Below are 18,785 nucleotides of genomic sequence, written 5' to 3' on the forward strand. Positions count from 1 at the left end.
TTCTCCGTTATAGAATATGTTTTGCAGGTTATGAAAAGAATATGGATTTGGACTTTAGTAGCATTTAATTTTTCAGTAGCACAGATATCCTTCACAGAAAGTTCACAACAATTAGGTGTAACTGCCAGTTGTGGCTATACGTATTTAGGTAGTGGAATAAGTTTTTATGATTATGATAATGATGGATGGGATGATATTTCTATTGCCTCAGCTAATGGAGACCCAATTTATTTTTACAAAAATATTAATGGAAATTTTGTTCCGCATAATCTTAATATAGCAACAAATGATCTCAATGCAAAACAGTTAAATTGGGTAGATATAGACAACGATGGAGATAACGACTTGTTTATTACAAGTGACAATTCTGGTATTAGAATTTATGAGAATACAGGTAACATGATAATGCTAGATATTTCTGAAACTTGCGGTATGTTACTAGATGAATTTCCGTATTATGGTGCTTCTTGGGGTGATTATAACAATGATGGGTATTTAGATGTTTTTTTAAGCATTAGAGACAATTTTATTCCAAATATCTTATATAAAAATAATGGCGACAATACATTTACTCTGGCAAATAATGAAGCTGGTTTGTTTAACACTGGTTATATGTCGTTTTGTTCTGCTTTTTTAGATTATGACAATGATGGAGACCAAGATATCTATGTTTCTAACGATAAGTATGTGGTTCGTAATTTAATGTACAGAAATAATGGTGATGGTACTTTTACTGAAGTAGCTGAAGCAACAGGTACAGATATAAGTATTGATGCAATGACGATAACAGTAGACGACGTTAATGCTGACGGATGGTTAGATATGTACATTACTAATGATCCTAATAATAATGTTCTTTTTATTAATAACGGAGATGGTACATTTACTGATATGGCTCAATCCTATAATGTTACTTTTAATAGTACCAGTTGGGGTGCTGTATTTCTAGATGCAGATAATGATAAAGATCTAGATTTATACATTAGTGGTGAGGGTAATGGAAGCAATACAACTTTATTGTCTTCTGGGTTTTATGTTAATGATAATAATGGTAATTTTAGTTTGTATAATAATGCAGTTCCTAATGATTTTGCATATAGTTATAGCAATGCTATAGGAGATACAGATAATGATGGTTATCCAGAAATAGTTGTAAACAATATAAGTCATAGTAACATATTTCTCTGGAAAAATAATACTCCAGACATTAATAATTGGCTAAAAGTAAAGCTTGAAGGAACAGTAAGTAACAAACAAGGTATTGGTTCATTTATAGAAATTTCCATTAATGGCGAAAAACAGTATAGATATACGCATTGTGGAGAAGGTTACTTGTCACAAAATTCTCAAACAGAGTTTTTTGGAACAGAGCATAATACCATAGTTGATTATGTTAAAGTAACTTGGCTTAGTGGGCTAGTAGATATTTTGTATAATGTACCAGTTAATCAAACATTAAATATTGTCGAAGGATCTACTTTGTCACTTACCGAATACAATGGTGATCCAAAGATTTTTTATAAAAATCCGGTAAATGAGCTTTTCAATATACAATCATCTATTAATATTGATGCTTATATTATTTCTGACAACCTTGGAAAGAAAGTATTAAAAGGAAAAACTAATGATAAAAATTTAACCATAAACTTGAGCAGTCTAAATTGTGGTATTTATTTTTGCCAACTAGAGTTTGAAGGCTCGGTAAAAAAAGTTGTTAAATTGATTAAAAATTAGTTGATAGTATATGAGATCATTATTAAACTTGTTAACTATTCTGTTTTGTATGTTAGGTTTTGAGGGTATTTATTGTCAAATAAATTTTCAAAATCAAGCTTCAGCAAGAGGTGTAGGTTCCTCTTGTGGTATTATAAATTATGGAGGCGGCATTTCATTCTATGATTATAATAATGATGGTTGGGACGATATAACTCTTGCTACAGAAAACAGTGACAATTTAAAAATATTCAAGAACACTCAAGATGGTTTTTTTATACAAGAGACAGTATTAAACCCGTCTAATAATTTTCAGCACAAGCAGGTTGTTTGGGTTGATTTTGACAATGATGGAGATAATGATTTATTCATTACTAGTAATACCAATGGAAATAGACTTTATAGAAATGATGTCGTTGGCCTAACGGATATCACCATTTCCGCGGGACTTCCATTAGACAATCTATTCACATTTGGAGCTTCTTGGGGAGACTATAATAATGATGGGTTTTTGGACGTCTTTATATGTAATAGAGATCTCAACTTTCAAATCCCTAATTTTTTATTTAAAAATAATGGTGATGGAACTTTTATTAGCGTTAATATCAATTCTGGGATTGGGTTAGGGAGTTACTTATCATTGTGTGCAGCCTTTTTTGATTACAACAATGATGGCTGGCAAGATTTATACGTAGCTAACGACAAGACGCAAACACAAAACCTGCTATATCACAATAATGGAGATGGCACATTTACTGAAATAGGAGAATCTTCTGGTACCAATGTGGCTATAGATGCGATGAGTACAACTATTGGAGATTATGATAATGATGGTTGGTTTGATATATATATAACAAATGGACCAGATGGTAATATACTTTTTAGAAACAATGGGGATGGGACTTTTACCGATATGGCTCAAGATTCTGGAACCACATTCAATAGTTCGGCTTGGGGTTCAGTATTTCTTGATGCTGAAAATGATGGGGACTTAGATCTTTATGTAAGTGCCCAGGCTAACGGAGCAGATCCACAATTTTTATCGGCTGCTTTCTATGAAAATCAAGGCAGTAACACATTTACTATTTTAAGCAATGGTAGCTTTAGTAATGATAACCTAGAAAGTTATACCAATGCTATGGGAGATATTGATAATGATGGTTATCCCGAAATTATTGTTAGTAATTCCAATAATGAAGATTTATTTCTTTGGAAAAATCTAACAACTACTACAAATAACTGGTTAAAAGTAAAGTTAGAGGGAACAACTAGTAATAAGCAAGGTATAGGGTCTAGAATAGAGATAAGTGTCAATGGGCAAAAGCAATATAGATATACACTTTGTGGTGAAGGATATATGGGGCAAAATAGTGGTACTGAGTTTTTTGGATTAGGTTTAAATACTATTGTTGATTATGTTAAGGTTACTTGGCTAAGTGGTATGCAAGATATTTTGTACAATGTCAGTCCAAATCAATTGCTCTCAATAACAGAAGGTTCTAATTCTTTAAATACTAGAGATTTTAATAATTTTAATGTTAATATTTATCCTAATCCAGTAAATGATTACTTGTATATTAATGCTTTTGGCGCATATAATATTACCTATGAAATCTTAGACCTCAGCGGAAGGGTATTTTTGCGTGGTAAAATAGATAGTTCAGGATACGTAAACATTAAAGATTTGACTTCTGGACATTATTTCATTAAATTAAAAAATTCATATAAACAATCTTTAAAAAGATTTATCAAGTATTAACTCTTTTAAAATAAATAGTTAAAACATCGCATGCGATTTAGCGATGTTTTTTGTTTTTTGTCGATTAGTAAATAATGATAAGGTGTATTGTAAAATATTGACATATTTTTAACATATTACTAACTTAAAATTTATGTTTATATGAAAAAAATTACAATTAATGTTTTTGTAATAATGTTTATGTTAGGTACGTTTGTGAGTGTTTCACAGACTTTAAACCAACCAGCTGGTTGGCCTAACGCAGCTTGGACGCTTTCTGGTAGCTATACACCAGGTGGACTTGCAGGAGATCCTACAACTGCAAGTGCAAACTTTATTTTTGATGATGATGCTGCTGGTAATGGATCTGCAGACACCATTGAAGCTACTTCGCCTGTTATAGATTTAACAGCAGCAGCTGGTGCAGGTGAAACTTGGATTACTGTGAGTGGTAACTTTACTTACTACGCCTTAGGTGGTGATGTGTTAGCTATTGAAGTATACGATGCAGATGCTATGACTTGGTCACAGGTTTATCAATTTACTGGTAATACAACTACAGTAGCGGATTATCAAGGTTGTGTAATTTCTGAAGCTTACACAACTCCTCCATTAGACATCTCTGGTTACACAGCTACTCAATTGTCTGGGTTCCAATACAGAGTTTCTTATGACGATCAAACTGGTTGGCAATATGGTTGGTGTGTAGAGTCTCCAACAATTATGTCTGAAACTCCACCATCTTGTATAGATCCTTCTATGTTATCTGCTACAAGTATAACCGATACTACTGCCGATTTAGGTTGGATGGAAAACGGTACAGCAACAGCATGGAATGTAGAGGTTGTAACAAATGGTTCGCCTGCTACAGGAACTCCAACAGCTTCTGGTGTAGCAAATCCTTATGCGGCTTCAGGCTTAACAGCTGAAACAGCTTACGATTTTTACGTACAAGCCGATTGTGGTGGTGTAGGTACTTCTAACTGGGTAGGACCTTTTACGTTCACCACTGCTTGTGCGCCTGTTGCTGCTTACACAGAGGACTTTGAGACATTTACTGTTTCAACGGCTCCTTTTAGTGGAGAAAACTGTTGGTCGGGATCAAATACAGGTGGTAGTTTTTATTGGGAATCAGCTGCGGGTACAGATACGTCTTCAGGTGGTACAGGACCTTCGCCTACTATTACTACAGGTAATTATTTCTTTACAGAAGCATCAGGTGCTGGCGTTGGTGATGTTGCCGAGTTAGTATCACCATTAGTAGATTTAACATCTTTAACAGATCCAGCAATATTATTTAATTATCATATGTTTGGTGGTCAAATAGGTACTCTAGATGTTATAGTTAACGGAACTGATAATGTTTGGTCTCTTTCTGGTCAACAACAAGCAACAGAAACAACTCCATGGGAACTTGCTGTAGTTGATTTAGCAGCTTACGCAGGTCAAACTGTTACTATAACGTTAAGAGCTACAAGTGCAGGTAGTTTTGAAGGTGATATAGCTATAGATAATATATCATTTACAGAATTTCCAGCTTGTGCTACGCCAAACGCTTTAACAGCTACTAATATTACAGATACTACAGCTGATTTAGGATGGACAGAAAACGGTTCTGCAACTGCTTGGGATGTTGAGCTTGGTCTTGATGGATTTACTCCAACGGGTACTCCAACGGCTGCTGGTGTTAGTAATCCATACGGCGCTATGGGATTAACAGAAAATACTGCTTACGATTTTTATGTTCGTGCAGATTGTGGTTCAGCTTGGGCTGGTCCTTTCTCATTTACAACTTTAGAAACATGTCCTACACCTTCAGCATTAGGTGCCGCAAACATTACAGAAACAACTGCTGAATTAAGTTGGACAGAAAATGGTACTGCTACTATGTGGAATATAGAAATTGTAGATTTAACTGCTGGAGGTACTGTTACAGGAACACCAACGGTATCTGGAGTTACTACTAACCCTTACGTGGCTACAGGACTTGTTGGAGATAATAGTTATGAGTTTTATGTACAAACTGATTGTGGGGTGGATGGAGTGTCTGCTTGGGCTGGTCCATTTGCTTTTGCAACACCTTATGTTGCTGTAGCACCAGATTGTACAAGCGGTATCTTTTTAGACTCAGGTGGACAGAGTGGTAGTTATTCAAACAATGAAACAATTACTTATACCATTTGTCCAGATAGTCCTGGTGATGTTGTTTCGGTAGATTTCACATCTTTTAGTACAGAAAACAATGGTACTTCAGCTTGTTATGATGGTTTAACAATCTATGATGGTCCGGATAATACTGCAACAACTATAGACCCTCCAGGAGGTGGAACAATATGGTGTTGGGATAGAAATGATGTGCCAGCTGTAGGTACGGGTGATTTACAAGGTATGACAATCACATCTACTGATCCTTCTGGATGTATAACATTTGTATTCACTTCAGATGGTTCTGTAACACGACCAGGTTGGGTAGCAAATGTTTTTTGTAATCCTTTAAGTGTTGATAGTTTTGAAGATGAAGCGGCATTTACTTATTATCCTAATCCAACGAAAGGAAGTTTAACATTAAATGCTCAAAATACTATTGAGAATGTTACAATGTATAATATGCTTGGTCAAGAAGTATTAAGAGCTACACCAAATACTGTTAATAGTGAATTAAACATGTCTAGCTTACAAGATGGTGCTTACTTTGTTAAGGTTACTATCGCTAATATTACTAAAACAATAAAAGTAATTAAGCAATAATTTTAGACAATTATATATTATCAAAAGCCACCTATATAGGTGGCTTTTGTGTTTTCTTTAGTTACTTTTGTAGCTATGGAAAAGATATATTATTCTTTTATAATTCCTGTGTATAATAGGCCAGACGAGATTAAGGAACTTCTTGATAGTTTTAAGAATTTAGAGGGCAATCTAAACTATGAAATTGTTATTGTAGAAGATGGATCTACTATAAAGTCTGAGGATATTGCTGATAGTTTCAAGAGTCATTTGAATATTTCTTATTTCTTTAAAGAAAATTCAGGGCCAGGAGATTCCAGAAACTTTGGAATGAATCATGCTAAGGGAAATTATTTTATAATATTAGACTCTGATGTTATTCTACCCTCTAATTATTTGATAGAAGTAAACAATTTTCTTTCAAAAAAATACTATGATTGCTTTGGCGGACCAGACGCCGCACATACATCATTTTCTAATCTTCAAAAAGCAATTAATTTTGCAATGACCTCTTTTATAACAACTGGAGGTATAAGAGGTGGAAAACAGCAAATTGAAGATTTTCAGCCTAGAAGTTTTAATATGGGCTTGTCTAAAAAAGCATTTTTAGAAACAGGAGGTTTTGGGAAAATTCATCCAGGCGAAGATCCAGATTTATCACTTAGATTATTAAAATTGGGATTTAAGACCACTTTAATAAAAAATGCTTTTGTATTTCATAAAAGACGCATATCATGGTCTAAGTTTTATAAGCAAGTAAATAAGTTTGGTATGGTAAGACCAATACTTAATCAATGGCATCCTACCTCAAAAAGTATTACATATTGGTTACCAACGTTATTTGTGATTGGTTTAATAATAGCGAGTGTACTTAGTTTATTTGGTATTATGTTGCTAATATATTTATATGTGGTTTATTTTAGCATAGCTTTTATACTTGCTTTGTTAAGTAGCAAGAATTTAGTTGTAGCTTTATTGGCTTTAGTAGCTGTTCTGATTCAGTTTTTTGGTTATGGCTACGGTTTTATAAAGTCTACCATTAGTCTTGTAATATTAAGAAAGCAACCAGAGAAAGCTTTTCCTCATTTATTCTTTAGTTAAAAATGTGTTCAAAAAAAAAGGCTAACATATTAGAAATACTTAAAAAACGAAATATTAATCGTTTTGGTGTCTTTTTGGGTATAGCTTTTGTTTTTTTGATATTTTCTAAACTTTCTAGTGATTATAACCAGCCGATTAATGTAAAAGTAAAGTTTACAGACTTGGCAGAAGAAATAATAATTAAGTCAGACTCCTCTGATATCATTGAAGCTGTTGTAGAAGCCAAGGGGTTTGCACTAATACCTTATATTTTTAATAATTCTGAAACCATTAGTTTAAATGCTAATGAAGATGTAATTGTTAATGAAAATGAGTTTGTTTTCGAGGTGCAAAAAAATAGTTTTCTATTAGAAGAGCAACTCGGATCCTCTTATAAAATACGGTCGTTAAAGCCAGATTTATTACATATATCTTATTCTAAAAGAGCATCTAAGTTTGTGCGTGTTAAGCTAAATTCTGATATAAAATATGCAACAGGATATGATTTGTATGGCAATTTTACGTTAAGTAACGATAGTGTAAAAATTGTAGGACCAACAGATAAAATTGCAGACATTAGTTTTGTAACCACTAATCAGTTAAAATTAACAGAGGTAAATACAGACATTAAGACCTCGGTTATGATTAATAAAATTCAAGATGTTGAGGTTTTTCCTAAATCTATAGACGTGGAGGCAACAGTAAAACGCTTTACCGAAGGTAAGATTGAGGTGCCATTAACCATAATTAACAAGCCAGAAAATGTGTTAATTAATTACTTTCCCAAGACAGTAACCCTTTCGTATTATGTGGATTTAGAAAGTTTTAATTCTATTACGCCATCAGCATTTTCTGTAGAGTGCGATTATAGTCTAATTAATAATAATCAGACGTATTTTGTGCCGAAGATAGCTAAGATGCCTGAGTTTGTTAAACGTGTCAACATAAAACAAAAACGCATAGATTTTATAAGATTGTAATGATGGTAGTTGGTTTAACAGGCGGTATAGGAAGTGGAAAAACTACAATAGCAAAGTGGTTTCAATCTCAAGGAATACCTGTGTATATTGCAGACAAAGAGGCTAAAGCTTTAATGAATCGCTCTAAAGTAATAAAGCGAAAGCTAACCGCACTCTTTGGCGAAGATGCGTATAAGGAAGGTAAATTAAATAGAGAATATTTGGCTTCAAAAATTTTTAATGACAGAACGTTGTTGTCTAAAATGAATGCAATTGTTCATCCAAAGGTTGGATCGCATTTTAACAGATGGTTAAAAAAGCAAGATTCTCCTTATGTCATAAAAGAAGCAGCGATTATTTTTGAAAACAACCTAGAATATCAATACGATTATATTATCACAGTCGTTGCAGACAAAGCTTTAAGAATAGAGCGCGTTATGAAGCGAGACAACGCTTCAAAAGAAAAAGTAGAGTCTATTATAAGTAATCAACTTTCTGATGAAGAGAAGATTAAAAAATCTCACTTCGTAATTAATAATAATAAGCTAGAAGAAGCTAAGGAACAAGCCCTTTCTATTCATCAAATTTTATTAAAAAAGTCAAAAGCACAATAATCTTCCGTTTGTTAATGTAAGGTTAAACATAATTTGTGCTAAATGTTAAAATGTTAAATTTGGCTGATGAGTAAAAAACTATTCATCTTATTGGTGGTTTTAATGAGCCTTTCGCTCATCGGTATCATTTTTGTGCAATCATTTTTTATTAATAATAGTTTAAAAAATGAGGAGGATAATTTTACTCGAAGCGTAACCAGGGCTTTAAGTTTTGTGTCTAGAGATATTCAAGATTACGAAATTAGAAAGTTTTATGGTTTAATTCAGCCTTACATTGCAAACAATAGAAAGCCAGATTCCACAGCAATAAGACAATTGTATATTACGACAGAAGATGTTGTTAATGATCAAACAATAATTCATCGTAATACTATTTTAGAAGAGCGCTTTAAAGTGCCTTCATTGTTCTTTGAAATTGATACGGACAGTATAGATATTAGTAATTTTACTAGCGAGCGTACAACAGAATATTTTGATAGGAATACGCTAGATGGTAATCAAGGTATTAAGCCAACAAAGACTCTTGTAGAATTTTCAAACCTTTCTGAAATAGATAAAAAGGCCTATGAAGATACTTTTAAAACCTTTTTAAGAGAAGTGCCTATATATAAGCGAGTTACTGCTTTGCAGGTTGAAACTTTGCTAAAGAGACACTTAAAGGATGAAGGGATAGATACCAATTTTGAATTTGCTATTTATGATGATGATTTAGCAACAAAGGTGCAAACAAGAAATTTTGAAAAAAATAATGCCTTTTTAGGTGTCCCAATATTTTTAGACACTAATAACGAAAGTAGTTATAGACTTTATGTAGATTTTCCTGAACGAAAGCGATTTCTATTGTCAACAATACTAAAAATGATAGTGTTATCTATAGTATTTACAGGAGTTATCATTTTAGCTTATTCTAGTGCCATATACCAATTAATAAGGCAACGTCAAATATCGCAGATAAAGACAGATTTTATTAACAATATGACGCACGAGTTTAAAACACCAATAGCTACTATTAATCTGGCATTAGATGCTATAAAAAATCCAAAAATTATAGCAGACCAAGATAAAGTAAAACGTTATCTAGGTATGATTAAGGATGAAAACAAACGTATGCATGCACAAGTAGAAAATGTATTACGTATATCTAAACTAGAAAAAAACGAACTTAATATAAGTAAGGAGCGCCTAGAGTTACACGACTTAGTTGAAGACGCGGTAACTCACATAGAGTTAATAGTAGAAGACAGAAAAGGATATGTAAAGACACATCTAAATGCAACTCAAACCTCTGTTTTAGCAAACGAGTCGCACTTTACAAATGTTATTGTAAACATTCTAGATAATGCTGTTAAGTATTCAGACGACGAGCCAAAAATAGATGTTTATACAGAAAATGTTGGAAACAATGTTATCTTAAAAATTGCCGATCAAGGTAACGGAATGTCTAAGCAAGTGGCAAAGCGCGTGTTTGAAAAATTTTATAGAGAACATACAGGAAATGTACATAATGTAAAAGGTCATGGGTTAGGATTAGCCTATGTAAAACAAATAATAGACGACCATCAAGGTCATATATCAGTAGAAAGCGAAAAAGGAAAGGGTAGTACTTTTATAATAAAGCTACCGTTAATATCATAAAAACGAATCATGGAAGAGCAAAACAAGAAAATTCTTTTGGTAGAAGACGATCCAAATTTTGGAACCGTTTTAAAAGATTATTTAATGATGAACGATTACGACGTTGTCCATGCCAAAAATGGAATGGAAGGTTTTGAGAAGTTCAAAAAAGACGATTTCGATCTTTGTATCTTAGATGTAATGATGCCTTACAAAGACGGATTTACTCTAGCCAAAGAAATACGAGAAAAAAACACAGACGTGCCAATTATATTCTTAACTGCTAAAGCAATGAAAGAAGACGTACTTAAAGGGTACAAAGTTGGTGCAGACGACTATCTTAACAAACCTTTTGATAGCGAAGTGCTTTTAATGAAAATAAAAGCAATTATGCAGCGTAAGGCTACAGATTCTGTTGCAGATAGTAAGCAGTTTGAGTTTAAAATTGGTCGTTTTGATCTTAACTCTAAGCTTCGTTTCTTAAAATTTGATGGAGGAGAGCCAACAAAATTATCGCCAAAAGAAAACGAACTATTACGCTTATTAGCCTTACATGAAAATGATTTAATGCCAAGAGAATTAGCATTAACAAAAATATGGAGAGATGATAATTACTTTACCTCTCGTAGTATGGATGTGTATATTGCTAAATTACGTAAGTATTTAAAGCCAGATCCAAAAGTTGAAATTTTGAATATTCACGGAGAAGGGTTTAGGCTAGTAGTCAACGGAAAAGAAAGTTAATTCTTTTATATATAAAAAATCCGATGTTTTAAACATCGGATTTTTTTTATAAGTTTTTTTCGATGTACTCGGTTATATTATTAATATCAGTTGTATAATCAAACCATTTTATAGTATCGTCTTTTCTAAACCACGTTAGCTGTCGCTTTGCAAATCGTCTGGTATTTTTCTTAATTTCTGAGATTGCAAAATCAAGCGTCCATTCACCTTCAAAATAGTTGAAGAGTTCTTTGTAACCTACTGTATTAAGGGCATTTAAATCTTTGTGTTTTAATAGCGTTTTAGCTTCTTCTACCAAACCATTTTTTACCATAATATCTACACGTTGATTAATTCTATCATAGATTGTAGATCGTTCTGCATTTAAACCTATAGATATGGTTTTAAAAGGTCGGGATTTTTCAGGATTTGTTAAAAAAGATGAATAAGCTTGCCCAGAGCCAATACAAATTTCTAAAGCTCTTGTTAATCGTTGAGGATTATCTATTGCAATGGATTCATAAGCTTTAGGATCTAATGACTTTAGTTTCTTTTGAAGTGCTTCAATGCCTTCATCTATAAGTCTTTTATTTAACTCAGTTCGTATGCTCTCATCTACATTTGGAAAGTTGTCTAAACCCTTGGTGACGGCTTTTACATAAAGACCAGAGCCACCAACCATTATCGCTATATCATTATTTTTATGAATTGATTCAATTTTTGATATAGCATCACGTTCAAAATCACCTACACTATAATTGTCTTTTATGGATATATGTTGAATAAAATGATGCTTTGCTGCGTTTTGTTCTTCAGTGGAAGGAACAGCAGTTCCAATATTCATTTCTTTAAAAAACTGACGAGAATCTGCCGAGATAATCTCGGTGTTAAAGTATTGTGCTAGCTTTATACTAAGCGCAGTTTTGCCAATGGCTGTTGGGCCAACTATAGAAATAAGGGTTTTAGTCATGATGAAGTTTACACCCACATTTGTGGCAATATATAGCATCATCTTGATGCTTTTCTGCCAAGCAGTTAATACAACATTGGGAGTTTAATACAACGGTTTGTAAATGCTTATGTTCTTCATCAGATACTTTTTTATCGCTACCAGAAGCTTTTGTGTATTCTGCAGAAACAATGCCTGTTGGTACAGCAATTATACCATAACCCATAATCATAATAACAGCTGCTATAAATTGGCCTAATGGTGTTACGGGAGCTATGTCTCCAAATCCTACAGTAGTCATTGTTACAATACACCAATAAACACTTTTGGGTATATTAGTAAAACCACTATCTGCACCTTCTACCATGTACATAATGGTTCCGAAAATGACAGAGGCTATTAGTACTGCAAATAGGAAAACAGAAATTTTGGCTCTGCTAGCTTTTATAGCATTCGCTAGTTGATTAGAGGCACCTAAATAACGTGCTAATTTCAAAATTCTGAAAATTCTTATTAAACGTAATGCACGAAGTGCGACAAGAGCATGAGTTCCTACAAATATTAAAGATAAATATTTTGGTATGGTAGATAGTAAATCTATTATACCATAAAAGCTAGTAATATATTTTATGGGCTTATTTACGGTTACAATTCTTAGAATATATTCTATTGTAAACAAAACAGTAATAATCCATTCGCCAATATTCAATAAGTTGTGGTACTTATCATCAAAACTACTTACGCTTTCTAGCATCACTAAAATAATGCTGGCTAGAATAGCTATAAGTAAAACAACATCAAACAATTTTCCTGCAGGAGTATCTGCTTCATAAATTATTTCATGTAGTCTTGTTCGCCAGGTATGTTTGTTTTCCGATTCCACGTTTTAAAAATACAAAAAGTAGATTTTATGTTTTTTCAAATACTATTACAGTATTATTTTGAGTTTTAACCACTTTACTCATAAACATTTTTAGGTAATTGTAATATTCTGGTTCATAAATGATTTTGTCAAATTTCAACTTAAAGATTAAAGTTAATTTATTATCGGTAAGATCTACATTGAAAACGAAAGAACCTGTATTGTTAGGGAGAATTAAATTTTCTTGCTCTGGCAATTCTACAACTTTTAGTTTTTCGCCCAAGTCTATATTTAGTATGTAAGTATAAGAATCTTTGTATCCGAAGTCTATAGGATATGTTCGTTCTTGTAATTTAAATGGATTAATTTCAAAGAATTTTACGATAAAGGGATTGTAGTAGATTTTATCAGCTATTAACTCTGGCTCTTGGGAGAAATTGATGGTCTCTTCAAAGTTTTCACTATCAGTACCAGTGTCTATAACATCATGATTCTCAATTATAATGTTTTTGTAATTATTTGCTTTGTTTTCTTTATAACTAATTGAATTTTGCTGATATGTATTTTTTGGGTTATGTGCGTGATATCTGGAAAATTTGCTTCCAATTAAACCTTTAAATTCGTCATCAGAAAAAGCTTTAAGAGATACTTTATGCGATATGGTAGAATATTCATCTAGCTTAATATCTTCCCAGTAGCTTCCGTCTTCAAAATCCATTAACCTTCCATATTGATTTAAGCATCTATAAGGTAGCTCTCCAAAAAATAGATAGGATTCTGTGGCATCTAAATAATAATCTTCACCATCGATTGTCACCTTCAGAATTAGATAATTAAAGTCTGTTAGAACTGGATAAATCTTGGTTGGCAAGCCATTGGCTCGAGTAGAAATCATAATAGGGTAAACAGTGTATCCTTCATTAGTTAATAGGTTTTCTAATAATAGGTTAATCTCAAAAGCGTTTCCTATTTTTTCTTTAACAGTTTGTTTTACTGATACATCATACCTGTCATATTTCTCATTCCATTTATAATTATTTTGGACAAATTGATATATGGCTTTAGCTTTTTCTAGTTTATCACTAATATCAGAGATGTCTTTAGGAAGTACTTTTTTAACTAAACTTTTTTTGCTTACTTGTCTGCCAAAATTAGCATCAGTTTTCAGCTCTTTATCGACATCTTTCCATGTTTTTGAAATTTTATCTACTCGACCATCAAAATATAAAATTTCATTAAGCTCATATTCTATTCTTGAGATATAATTAAAGTCTGTGGTGGTGTAACCTTCAGGTTTATAAGCTGGAATATTTTTCATTACATATTTGCTAACAACACAATCTGCAGAGCCACCTCTGGCTACTTCTAGACAGTTATGCTCTATTTTAGATTCATTAACATCTAACTTAAATCCACCGACAAGTTTTACATGGTATTTATAGTTTCCGGGTATACTGGTATTATATTCGCTATAAAGTACAGGATTGGAACTTTGAAAATACCATGGCTGATATTTTGTAATAAAACGAGATCTTGTTTCGTAACTGATTGTGAAAACACTACCAACTTTCAGATTAGGTAAGACAAATTTTACAAGAGTGTATTTCTCATTTTCTTCTTCAAAAATAGCACTTGGTTTTAGTTGGGTTTTGACAATCTCATTATTTTCTAAATTATAAGTTGTTCCTCTAATATCTTCTATCTTTTCGCTAGACGATTTGCCTTTATATAATTTTACCTCTATGACACCTAAATCAATACCCTCTTTTTTTAAGATTTTTACTTTTTGTTTAATTTGACATGTTAACATAAAGGTTTCTCTGTCAATAAAAGCATTACCATAATCGTATATAATCAGAGCATTAGCAATAGAATCTTTTGCGTAAGATGTAGATTTTAAGTCATCTCTGGTAACTTTCATATCTGCATTATAATCCTGAGAAAAGCATAGCAATGAGATTAAGAAGAGGGCAAAGGATGTAATTATTTTTTTTACCATATTTTTATAAATAAATAATTTTAAGACGCTTATTTCTGCGCATATAACTTTGAATAATATGTTGGGTGTCTCGGTTATTTTGCATTGGTGTAATAAGTGATTCTAAAATCTCCCTATTATTAATTTGATGATTTAAATCAAAAAAACCAAGCCCTTTAAAAACACCATCTTCGATTAGAATAACACTTTTTTCATCAATATCTCTCCCTCGGTCGATGAGAATCATATCCTTATTGTCATAAGTGTTTTTTTCTATCACTGCATTGGCTCGTTTATTATATAATTCTGGTTGTTCATTTTGTATACAAGCACCAAAACACTCTTCAATGCCATAGTTAAAACAGCTAGATACTGTTTTCTCAAGACCACAAAGTTTAGCACAGAGCTCATAGGTTTCAACCATTTTATTCAAAAATGAAATTCCACTTTTTCTATTGGTGAAAGTGGTAATTGGTTTGTCGTCTTTTTTTATAGGACTTATTCGAAGATTTACATAACCATTATCATCAATAAAACTGTAAAGTCCTTGCGTAAATTGATTTCGTTTTAACGCTCTGTTTAAAATAGGTTTATTAGCTTTTATTTCTTCACTTTCTTTTAAAAGTGCAACGAGTTCGCTACCGGTTTTTTCATAGGTTACTGCGGCTACTTTTACCTGAATTTTTTTAGATTTTGAGTTTTTGTTGGTAAAGTGCTGTGTTATACGTTTTCTTATGTTATTACTCTTTCCAATATAAATAATATCTCCATTGGCATCATGAATGTAGTAAACACCTGTTTCACTCGGTAACGCTTCAATAATCTCTTTTAGGTTTGGTGCCAACTTAGATTTTTGTTCAACTTTTACAGCTTGCTTAATAATCTTTTTATCAGAGTCTTTATTAAGTAACATTTTGAACAATTTTACAGTTGCTAAAGCATCACCATTAGCTCTATGTCTGTCACTTACAGGAATTCCTAAAGCTCTGGTTAATTTGCCTAAGCTATAAGACTCCATATTTGGAATAAGCTGTTGAGACAATTCTACTGTACATAATGTTTTACGCTTAAAGGGAAAACCTAAGCGTCTGAACTCAGTTTTTAGAATACGATAATCAAAATCTGAATTGTGAGCGACAATAATGCAATCTTCTGTAATTTCAACAATTCGTTTTGCTACCTCATAGAATTTTGGAGCATTTTTAAGCATGTTAGAGTTAATACCAGTAAGATTAACCACAAAAGGTTGAATTTCGCGCTCAGGATTTACTAGAGAGATAAACTGATCGGTTACTTTATGACCATCGTAACGGTAAATGGCAATTTCAGTAATGCCTTCTTCATTGTACTTTCCTCCAGTAGTTTCTATGTCTAGTATTGCGTAAATTTGTTAAAAGTTAAAAGTTAAAAGTTAAAAGTTAAAAGTTAAAAGTTAAAAGTTAAAAGTGTAATCTTCGTCTATTGTTTACTGTCTACTGATAATTTCTTGCGCCAAAGATACTACTTCCTACGCGTATCATAGTACTACCACATTCTATGGCGAGTTTATAATCTCCACTCATACCCATACTTAATGTTTTGAGTTCTGAGTTCTCAGTTTTAAGTTGGTCAAAAGTAGTTTTAAGGAACTTAAATTCACTCTCTACTTGTGTCATATCTTCTGTAAATGTAGCCATTCCCATGAGACCAACAATTTTAATATTTTTTAATTCTGAAAACTCATCAGAATGTAAAAGGGTAGTAGCATCATTTGCAGACATGCCGAATTTACTATCCTCATCAGCAATTTTTATTTGAAGCAGACAGCTGATGACTCTATCGTGCTTTTTAGCTTGTTTATTAATTTCTTTAAGGAGTTTGAAACTGTCAACACCGTGAATTAAGCTCACAAACTCAGCCATATATTTTACTTTATTTCGTTGCACATGGCCAATCATGTGCCATTGTATATCATTTGGCATTTGTTCATACTTTTCAGCCATTTCCTGAATTTTGTTTTCGCCAAAAATTCGCTGACCAGCATTATAAGCTTCCATTAAATCACTAACAGGTTTGGTTTTAGAAACCGCAACTAGAGTAACATGTTCTGGTATGCTTGATTTTATATTTTGAAGATTGTCTTTAATACTCATATATCGTAATTCCGCTTCTTAATTTTGGTAAAATATAGGTGCTTTTTGGAGGCATTGTAAGGCCTTCGTTTGCAATTTCTTTCATTTGTTGTACAGTTGCAGGACACATGCCAAAACCAACTTTAAACTTCCCACTATCCACACTGCTTTTAATGGTTATCATTTCGTGTTTGCCGTGTACGTACTCAATCCTATTATCGTTTCTTAAATCTTTAATACCAAGTATAGGATCTAAAATTGTGCTGTACAAGAGCTGCGCATCAAGTTTGTCAAGCGCATTTTCAAAATTATAATTCGTTTTTCTTAAATATAACGAATAAAATTCTCCATCTAAATACATGCTAAAATGATGTGGTTTAGATGGGCTGTAAGGCATTATGCCTCTGTTTTCAATTCTGTAAACTGCATCTAGTTTTATTAAAAATTCTTCTTTTGTTAATCCGTTTAAATCTTTTACTAATCGGTTAAATTCTTGAATCACTAAATCGGATTCTGGGATTAAATAAGACATGAAAAAGTTGTAAGACTCAGAACCATTATGGTTTGGATTTTTGTCTTTTTCATCTTTGTATAGCAAATATGATGAAGCCGATCTGTGGTGACCATCTGCAATATAAATGGTTTCCATTTTTTTAAATTCCTCTTGAACCTTTTTGATAGACTCGTCATTATCTAGTTTCCATAAATAATGTGTGTCTCTATAGGTCATAGTAAACTCAAATTCAGCATATCCTTTTTGAGTTTCTTTTATGATGTCTGATATAACCGTATTATCAGGATAGGTGAGGAGCACAGGTTCTGCATTAAAGCCTACGGTTTGTAGATAGGTTTTAAAGGTTTGTTCGCGTTTAGCAATGGTATCCTCGTGCTTTTTTATAACATCTTTTTCGTAATCTTCAGCACTTGTTGCAGCAATAATTCCGTTGAATTCCTGTCCGTATCTGTTTACAATTTTATAAACATAAAGTGACGGTTTGTTTTCGGTAACAAAAATGCCATCTTCCTTAAATTCTTCGTAACGGCTTCTTACCAGTCTATAACGTTCTTTACCTGTAACTTCCTGGTCGTATTTATAACCTGGATTAACAATATGAAGAAAGCTATAAGGGTTATAACCCATTCTAGATTCACGTTCGTCTAAAGTATAACTTTGATAAGGACGTGCTGCTACAAGACCAACAATAGCTCTGGTTGGTTTAACCGCTTTAAAAGGAATTATTTTAGCCATCTTTTAGTTTAAAGTGTAAAGTAATAAGTGTGAAGTGGCAAATTTTTGACGCCTATTACTAAATGTTTATGATTCTTTTTTTGAACCAAATTTTTCAGGATTTAGTATCATATAATTTAAGAGTTTAGCAACTTCAAAAGATTCTTCGTTTAATAATTCGAATTGTTTTGAAGAAATGTATTTACAAGCAACTGCGAACTCTAACCATGTTTGAGTTTCTCCGTTTTCGGCATCACAATCTGTAAGCTTACTAATAAAGTGTTTAGGATAGCGTCTTTTGCGATAAGCTTCTGATAAATTGGCACATACACTTCTAGAAGAACGTCTTATTTGGTCTGTAAGTGAGTAAGTTTCTTCTTTAGGAAAAGATTTTGAAATTTCATAAATATTCATCGCTAGTTTAAAACCCTTTCGATAAACTATTAAATCTTGAACTTTCATACTTCACACTTTAGACTTTACACTTCA

The 18,785-nt window shown here is 32.5% G+C and carries 15 protein-coding genes; 8 read left to right on the forward strand and 7 right to left on the reverse strand.

Translation table 11 applies throughout. The features are described from left to right. Nucleotides 1-30 precede the first annotated feature (30 nt). The 8 genes from V1468_RS09735 (at nt 31) to V1468_RS09770 (ending at nt 11,189) form a co-directional block, all read left to right on the forward strand. Nucleotides 31-1,734 (forward strand): FG-GAP-like repeat-containing protein, encoded by a 1,704-nt coding sequence (locus V1468_RS09735; RefSeq protein ID WP_331810053.1) that lies wholly within the window; start codon nt 31-33, stop codon nt 1,732-1,734. 10 nt (nt 1,735-1,744) lie between these two features. After that, nucleotides 1,745-3,472, forward strand: coding sequence for an FG-GAP-like repeat-containing protein (locus V1468_RS09740; RefSeq protein WP_331810054.1), 1,728 nt, complete (start codon nt 1,745-1,747; stop codon nt 3,470-3,472). A 141-nt stretch (nt 3,473-3,613) separates the two neighbouring features. Further along, entirely contained in the window at nt 3,614-6,199 is a 2,586-nt protein-coding gene (locus tag V1468_RS09745) for a T9SS type A sorting domain-containing protein (protein WP_331810055.1), read from the forward strand. 75 nt (nt 6,200-6,274) lie between these two features. Next, nucleotides 6,275-7,279, forward strand: a complete 1,005-nt coding sequence (locus V1468_RS09750; RefSeq protein WP_331810056.1) for a glycosyltransferase — start codon at nt 6,275-6,277, stop codon at nt 7,277-7,279. A 2-nt stretch (nt 7,280-7,281) separates the two neighbouring features. Then, the gene (locus V1468_RS09755) at nt 7,282-8,238 is read left to right on the forward strand and encodes a YbbR-like domain-containing protein (RefSeq protein ID WP_331810057.1); all 957 of its coding nucleotides are present in this window, start codon (nt 7,282-7,284) and stop codon (nt 8,236-8,238) included. 2 nt (nt 8,239-8,240) lie between these two features. Beyond that, the gene (coaE, locus tag V1468_RS09760; RefSeq protein WP_331810058.1) at nt 8,241-8,831 is read left to right on the forward strand and encodes a dephospho-CoA kinase; all 591 of its coding nucleotides are present in this window, start codon (nt 8,241-8,243) and stop codon (nt 8,829-8,831) included. Between the two features lie 66 nt (nt 8,832-8,897). After that, the gene (locus V1468_RS09765) at nt 8,898-10,466 is read left to right on the forward strand and encodes a sensor histidine kinase (RefSeq protein WP_331810059.1); all 1,569 of its coding nucleotides are present in this window, start codon (nt 8,898-8,900) and stop codon (nt 10,464-10,466) included. Between the two features lie 9 nt (nt 10,467-10,475). Next, nucleotides 10,476-11,189: a response regulator transcription factor gene (locus V1468_RS09770; protein WP_278006678.1), complete on the forward strand. Its 714-nt coding sequence runs from the start codon at nt 10,476-10,478 to the stop codon at nt 11,187-11,189. Between the two features lie 46 nt (nt 11,190-11,235). Here the strand turns inward: V1468_RS09770 and miaA are convergent, their stop codons facing one another. The 7 genes from miaA to V1468_RS09805 form a co-directional block, all read right to left on the reverse strand. Further along, nucleotides 11,236-12,138 (reverse strand): tRNA (adenosine(37)-N6)-dimethylallyltransferase MiaA, encoded by a 903-nt coding sequence (miaA, locus tag V1468_RS09775; RefSeq protein WP_331810060.1) that lies wholly within the window; start codon nt 12,136-12,138, stop codon nt 11,236-11,238. Continuing rightward, nucleotides 12,131-13,000, reverse strand: coding sequence for an ion transporter (locus tag V1468_RS09780; RefSeq protein ID WP_331810061.1), 870 nt, complete (start codon nt 12,998-13,000; stop codon nt 12,131-12,133). Before V1468_RS09780 ends, miaA begins: the two co-directional genes overlap by 8 nt. Nucleotides 13,001-13,025: 25 nt before the next feature. Next, entirely contained in the window at nt 13,026-14,978 is a 1,953-nt protein-coding gene (locus V1468_RS09785; protein ID WP_331810062.1) for a DUF3857 domain-containing protein, read from the reverse strand. 4 nt (nt 14,979-14,982) lie between these two features. Further along, the gene (locus V1468_RS09790) at nt 14,983-16,344 is read right to left on the reverse strand and encodes an exonuclease domain-containing protein (protein WP_331810473.1); all 1,362 of its coding nucleotides are present in this window, start codon (nt 16,342-16,344) and stop codon (nt 14,983-14,985) included. 85 nt (nt 16,345-16,429) lie between these two features. Next, nucleotides 16,430-17,089 (reverse strand): YggS family pyridoxal phosphate-dependent enzyme, encoded by a 660-nt coding sequence (locus tag V1468_RS09795; RefSeq protein ID WP_331810063.1) that lies wholly within the window; start codon nt 17,087-17,089, stop codon nt 16,430-16,432. Then, nucleotides 17,079-18,317: a DUF1015 domain-containing protein gene (locus V1468_RS09800; RefSeq protein WP_331810064.1), complete on the reverse strand. Its 1,239-nt coding sequence runs from the start codon at nt 18,315-18,317 to the stop codon at nt 17,079-17,081. The genes V1468_RS09795 and V1468_RS09800 overlap by 11 nt, the downstream gene beginning before the upstream one ends. 66 nt (nt 18,318-18,383) lie before the next feature. Next, nucleotides 18,384-18,758, reverse strand: a complete 375-nt coding sequence (locus V1468_RS09805; RefSeq protein ID WP_331810065.1) for a four helix bundle protein — start codon at nt 18,756-18,758, stop codon at nt 18,384-18,386. Nucleotides 18,759-18,785: the final 27 nt, after the last annotated feature.

The organism is Winogradskyella poriferorum, from assembly GCF_036553625.1.
Lineage (GTDB): Bacteria > Bacteroidota > Bacteroidia > Flavobacteriales > Flavobacteriaceae > Winogradskyella > Winogradskyella poriferorum.

Bases quoted from the DNA above. Each gene is read 5' to 3' on its own strand.
- V1468_RS09735 (WP_331810053.1), top strand. From the start codon at position 31: ATGAAAAGAATATGGATTTGGACTTTAGTAGCATTTAATTTTTCAGTA.
- V1468_RS09740 (WP_331810054.1), top strand. From the start codon at position 1,745: ATGAGATCATTATTAAACTTGTTAACTATTCTGTTTTGTATGTTAGGT.
- V1468_RS09745 (WP_331810055.1), top strand. From the start codon at position 3,614: ATGAAAAAAATTACAATTAATGTTTTTGTAATAATGTTTATGTTAGGT.
- V1468_RS09750 (WP_331810056.1), top strand. From the start codon at position 6,275: ATGGAAAAGATATATTATTCTTTTATAATTCCTGTGTATAATAGGCCA.
- V1468_RS09755 (WP_331810057.1), top strand. From the start codon at position 7,282: ATGTGTTCAAAAAAAAAGGCTAACATATTAGAAATACTTAAAAAACGA.
- coaE (WP_331810058.1), top strand. From the start codon at position 8,241: ATGGTAGTTGGTTTAACAGGCGGTATAGGAAGTGGAAAAACTACAATA.
- V1468_RS09765 (WP_331810059.1), top strand. From the start codon at position 8,898: ATGAGTAAAAAACTATTCATCTTATTGGTGGTTTTAATGAGCCTTTCG.
- V1468_RS09770 (WP_278006678.1), top strand. From the start codon at position 10,476: ATGGAAGAGCAAAACAAGAAAATTCTTTTGGTAGAAGACGATCCAAAT.
- miaA (WP_331810060.1), bottom strand. From the start codon at position 12,138: ATGACTAAAACCCTTATTTCTATAGTTGGCCCAACAGCCATTGGCAAA.
- V1468_RS09785 (WP_331810062.1), bottom strand. From the start codon at position 14,978: ATGGTAAAAAAAATAATTACATCCTTTGCCCTCTTCTTAATCTCATTG.
- V1468_RS09795 (WP_331810063.1), bottom strand. From the start codon at position 17,089: ATGAGTATTAAAGACAATCTTCAAAATATAAAATCAAGCATACCAGAA.
- V1468_RS09800 (WP_331810064.1), bottom strand. From the start codon at position 18,317: ATGGCTAAAATAATTCCTTTTAAAGCGGTTAAACCAACCAGAGCTATT.
- V1468_RS09805 (WP_331810065.1), bottom strand. From the start codon at position 18,758: ATGAAAGTTCAAGATTTAATAGTTTATCGAAAGGGTTTTAAACTAGCG.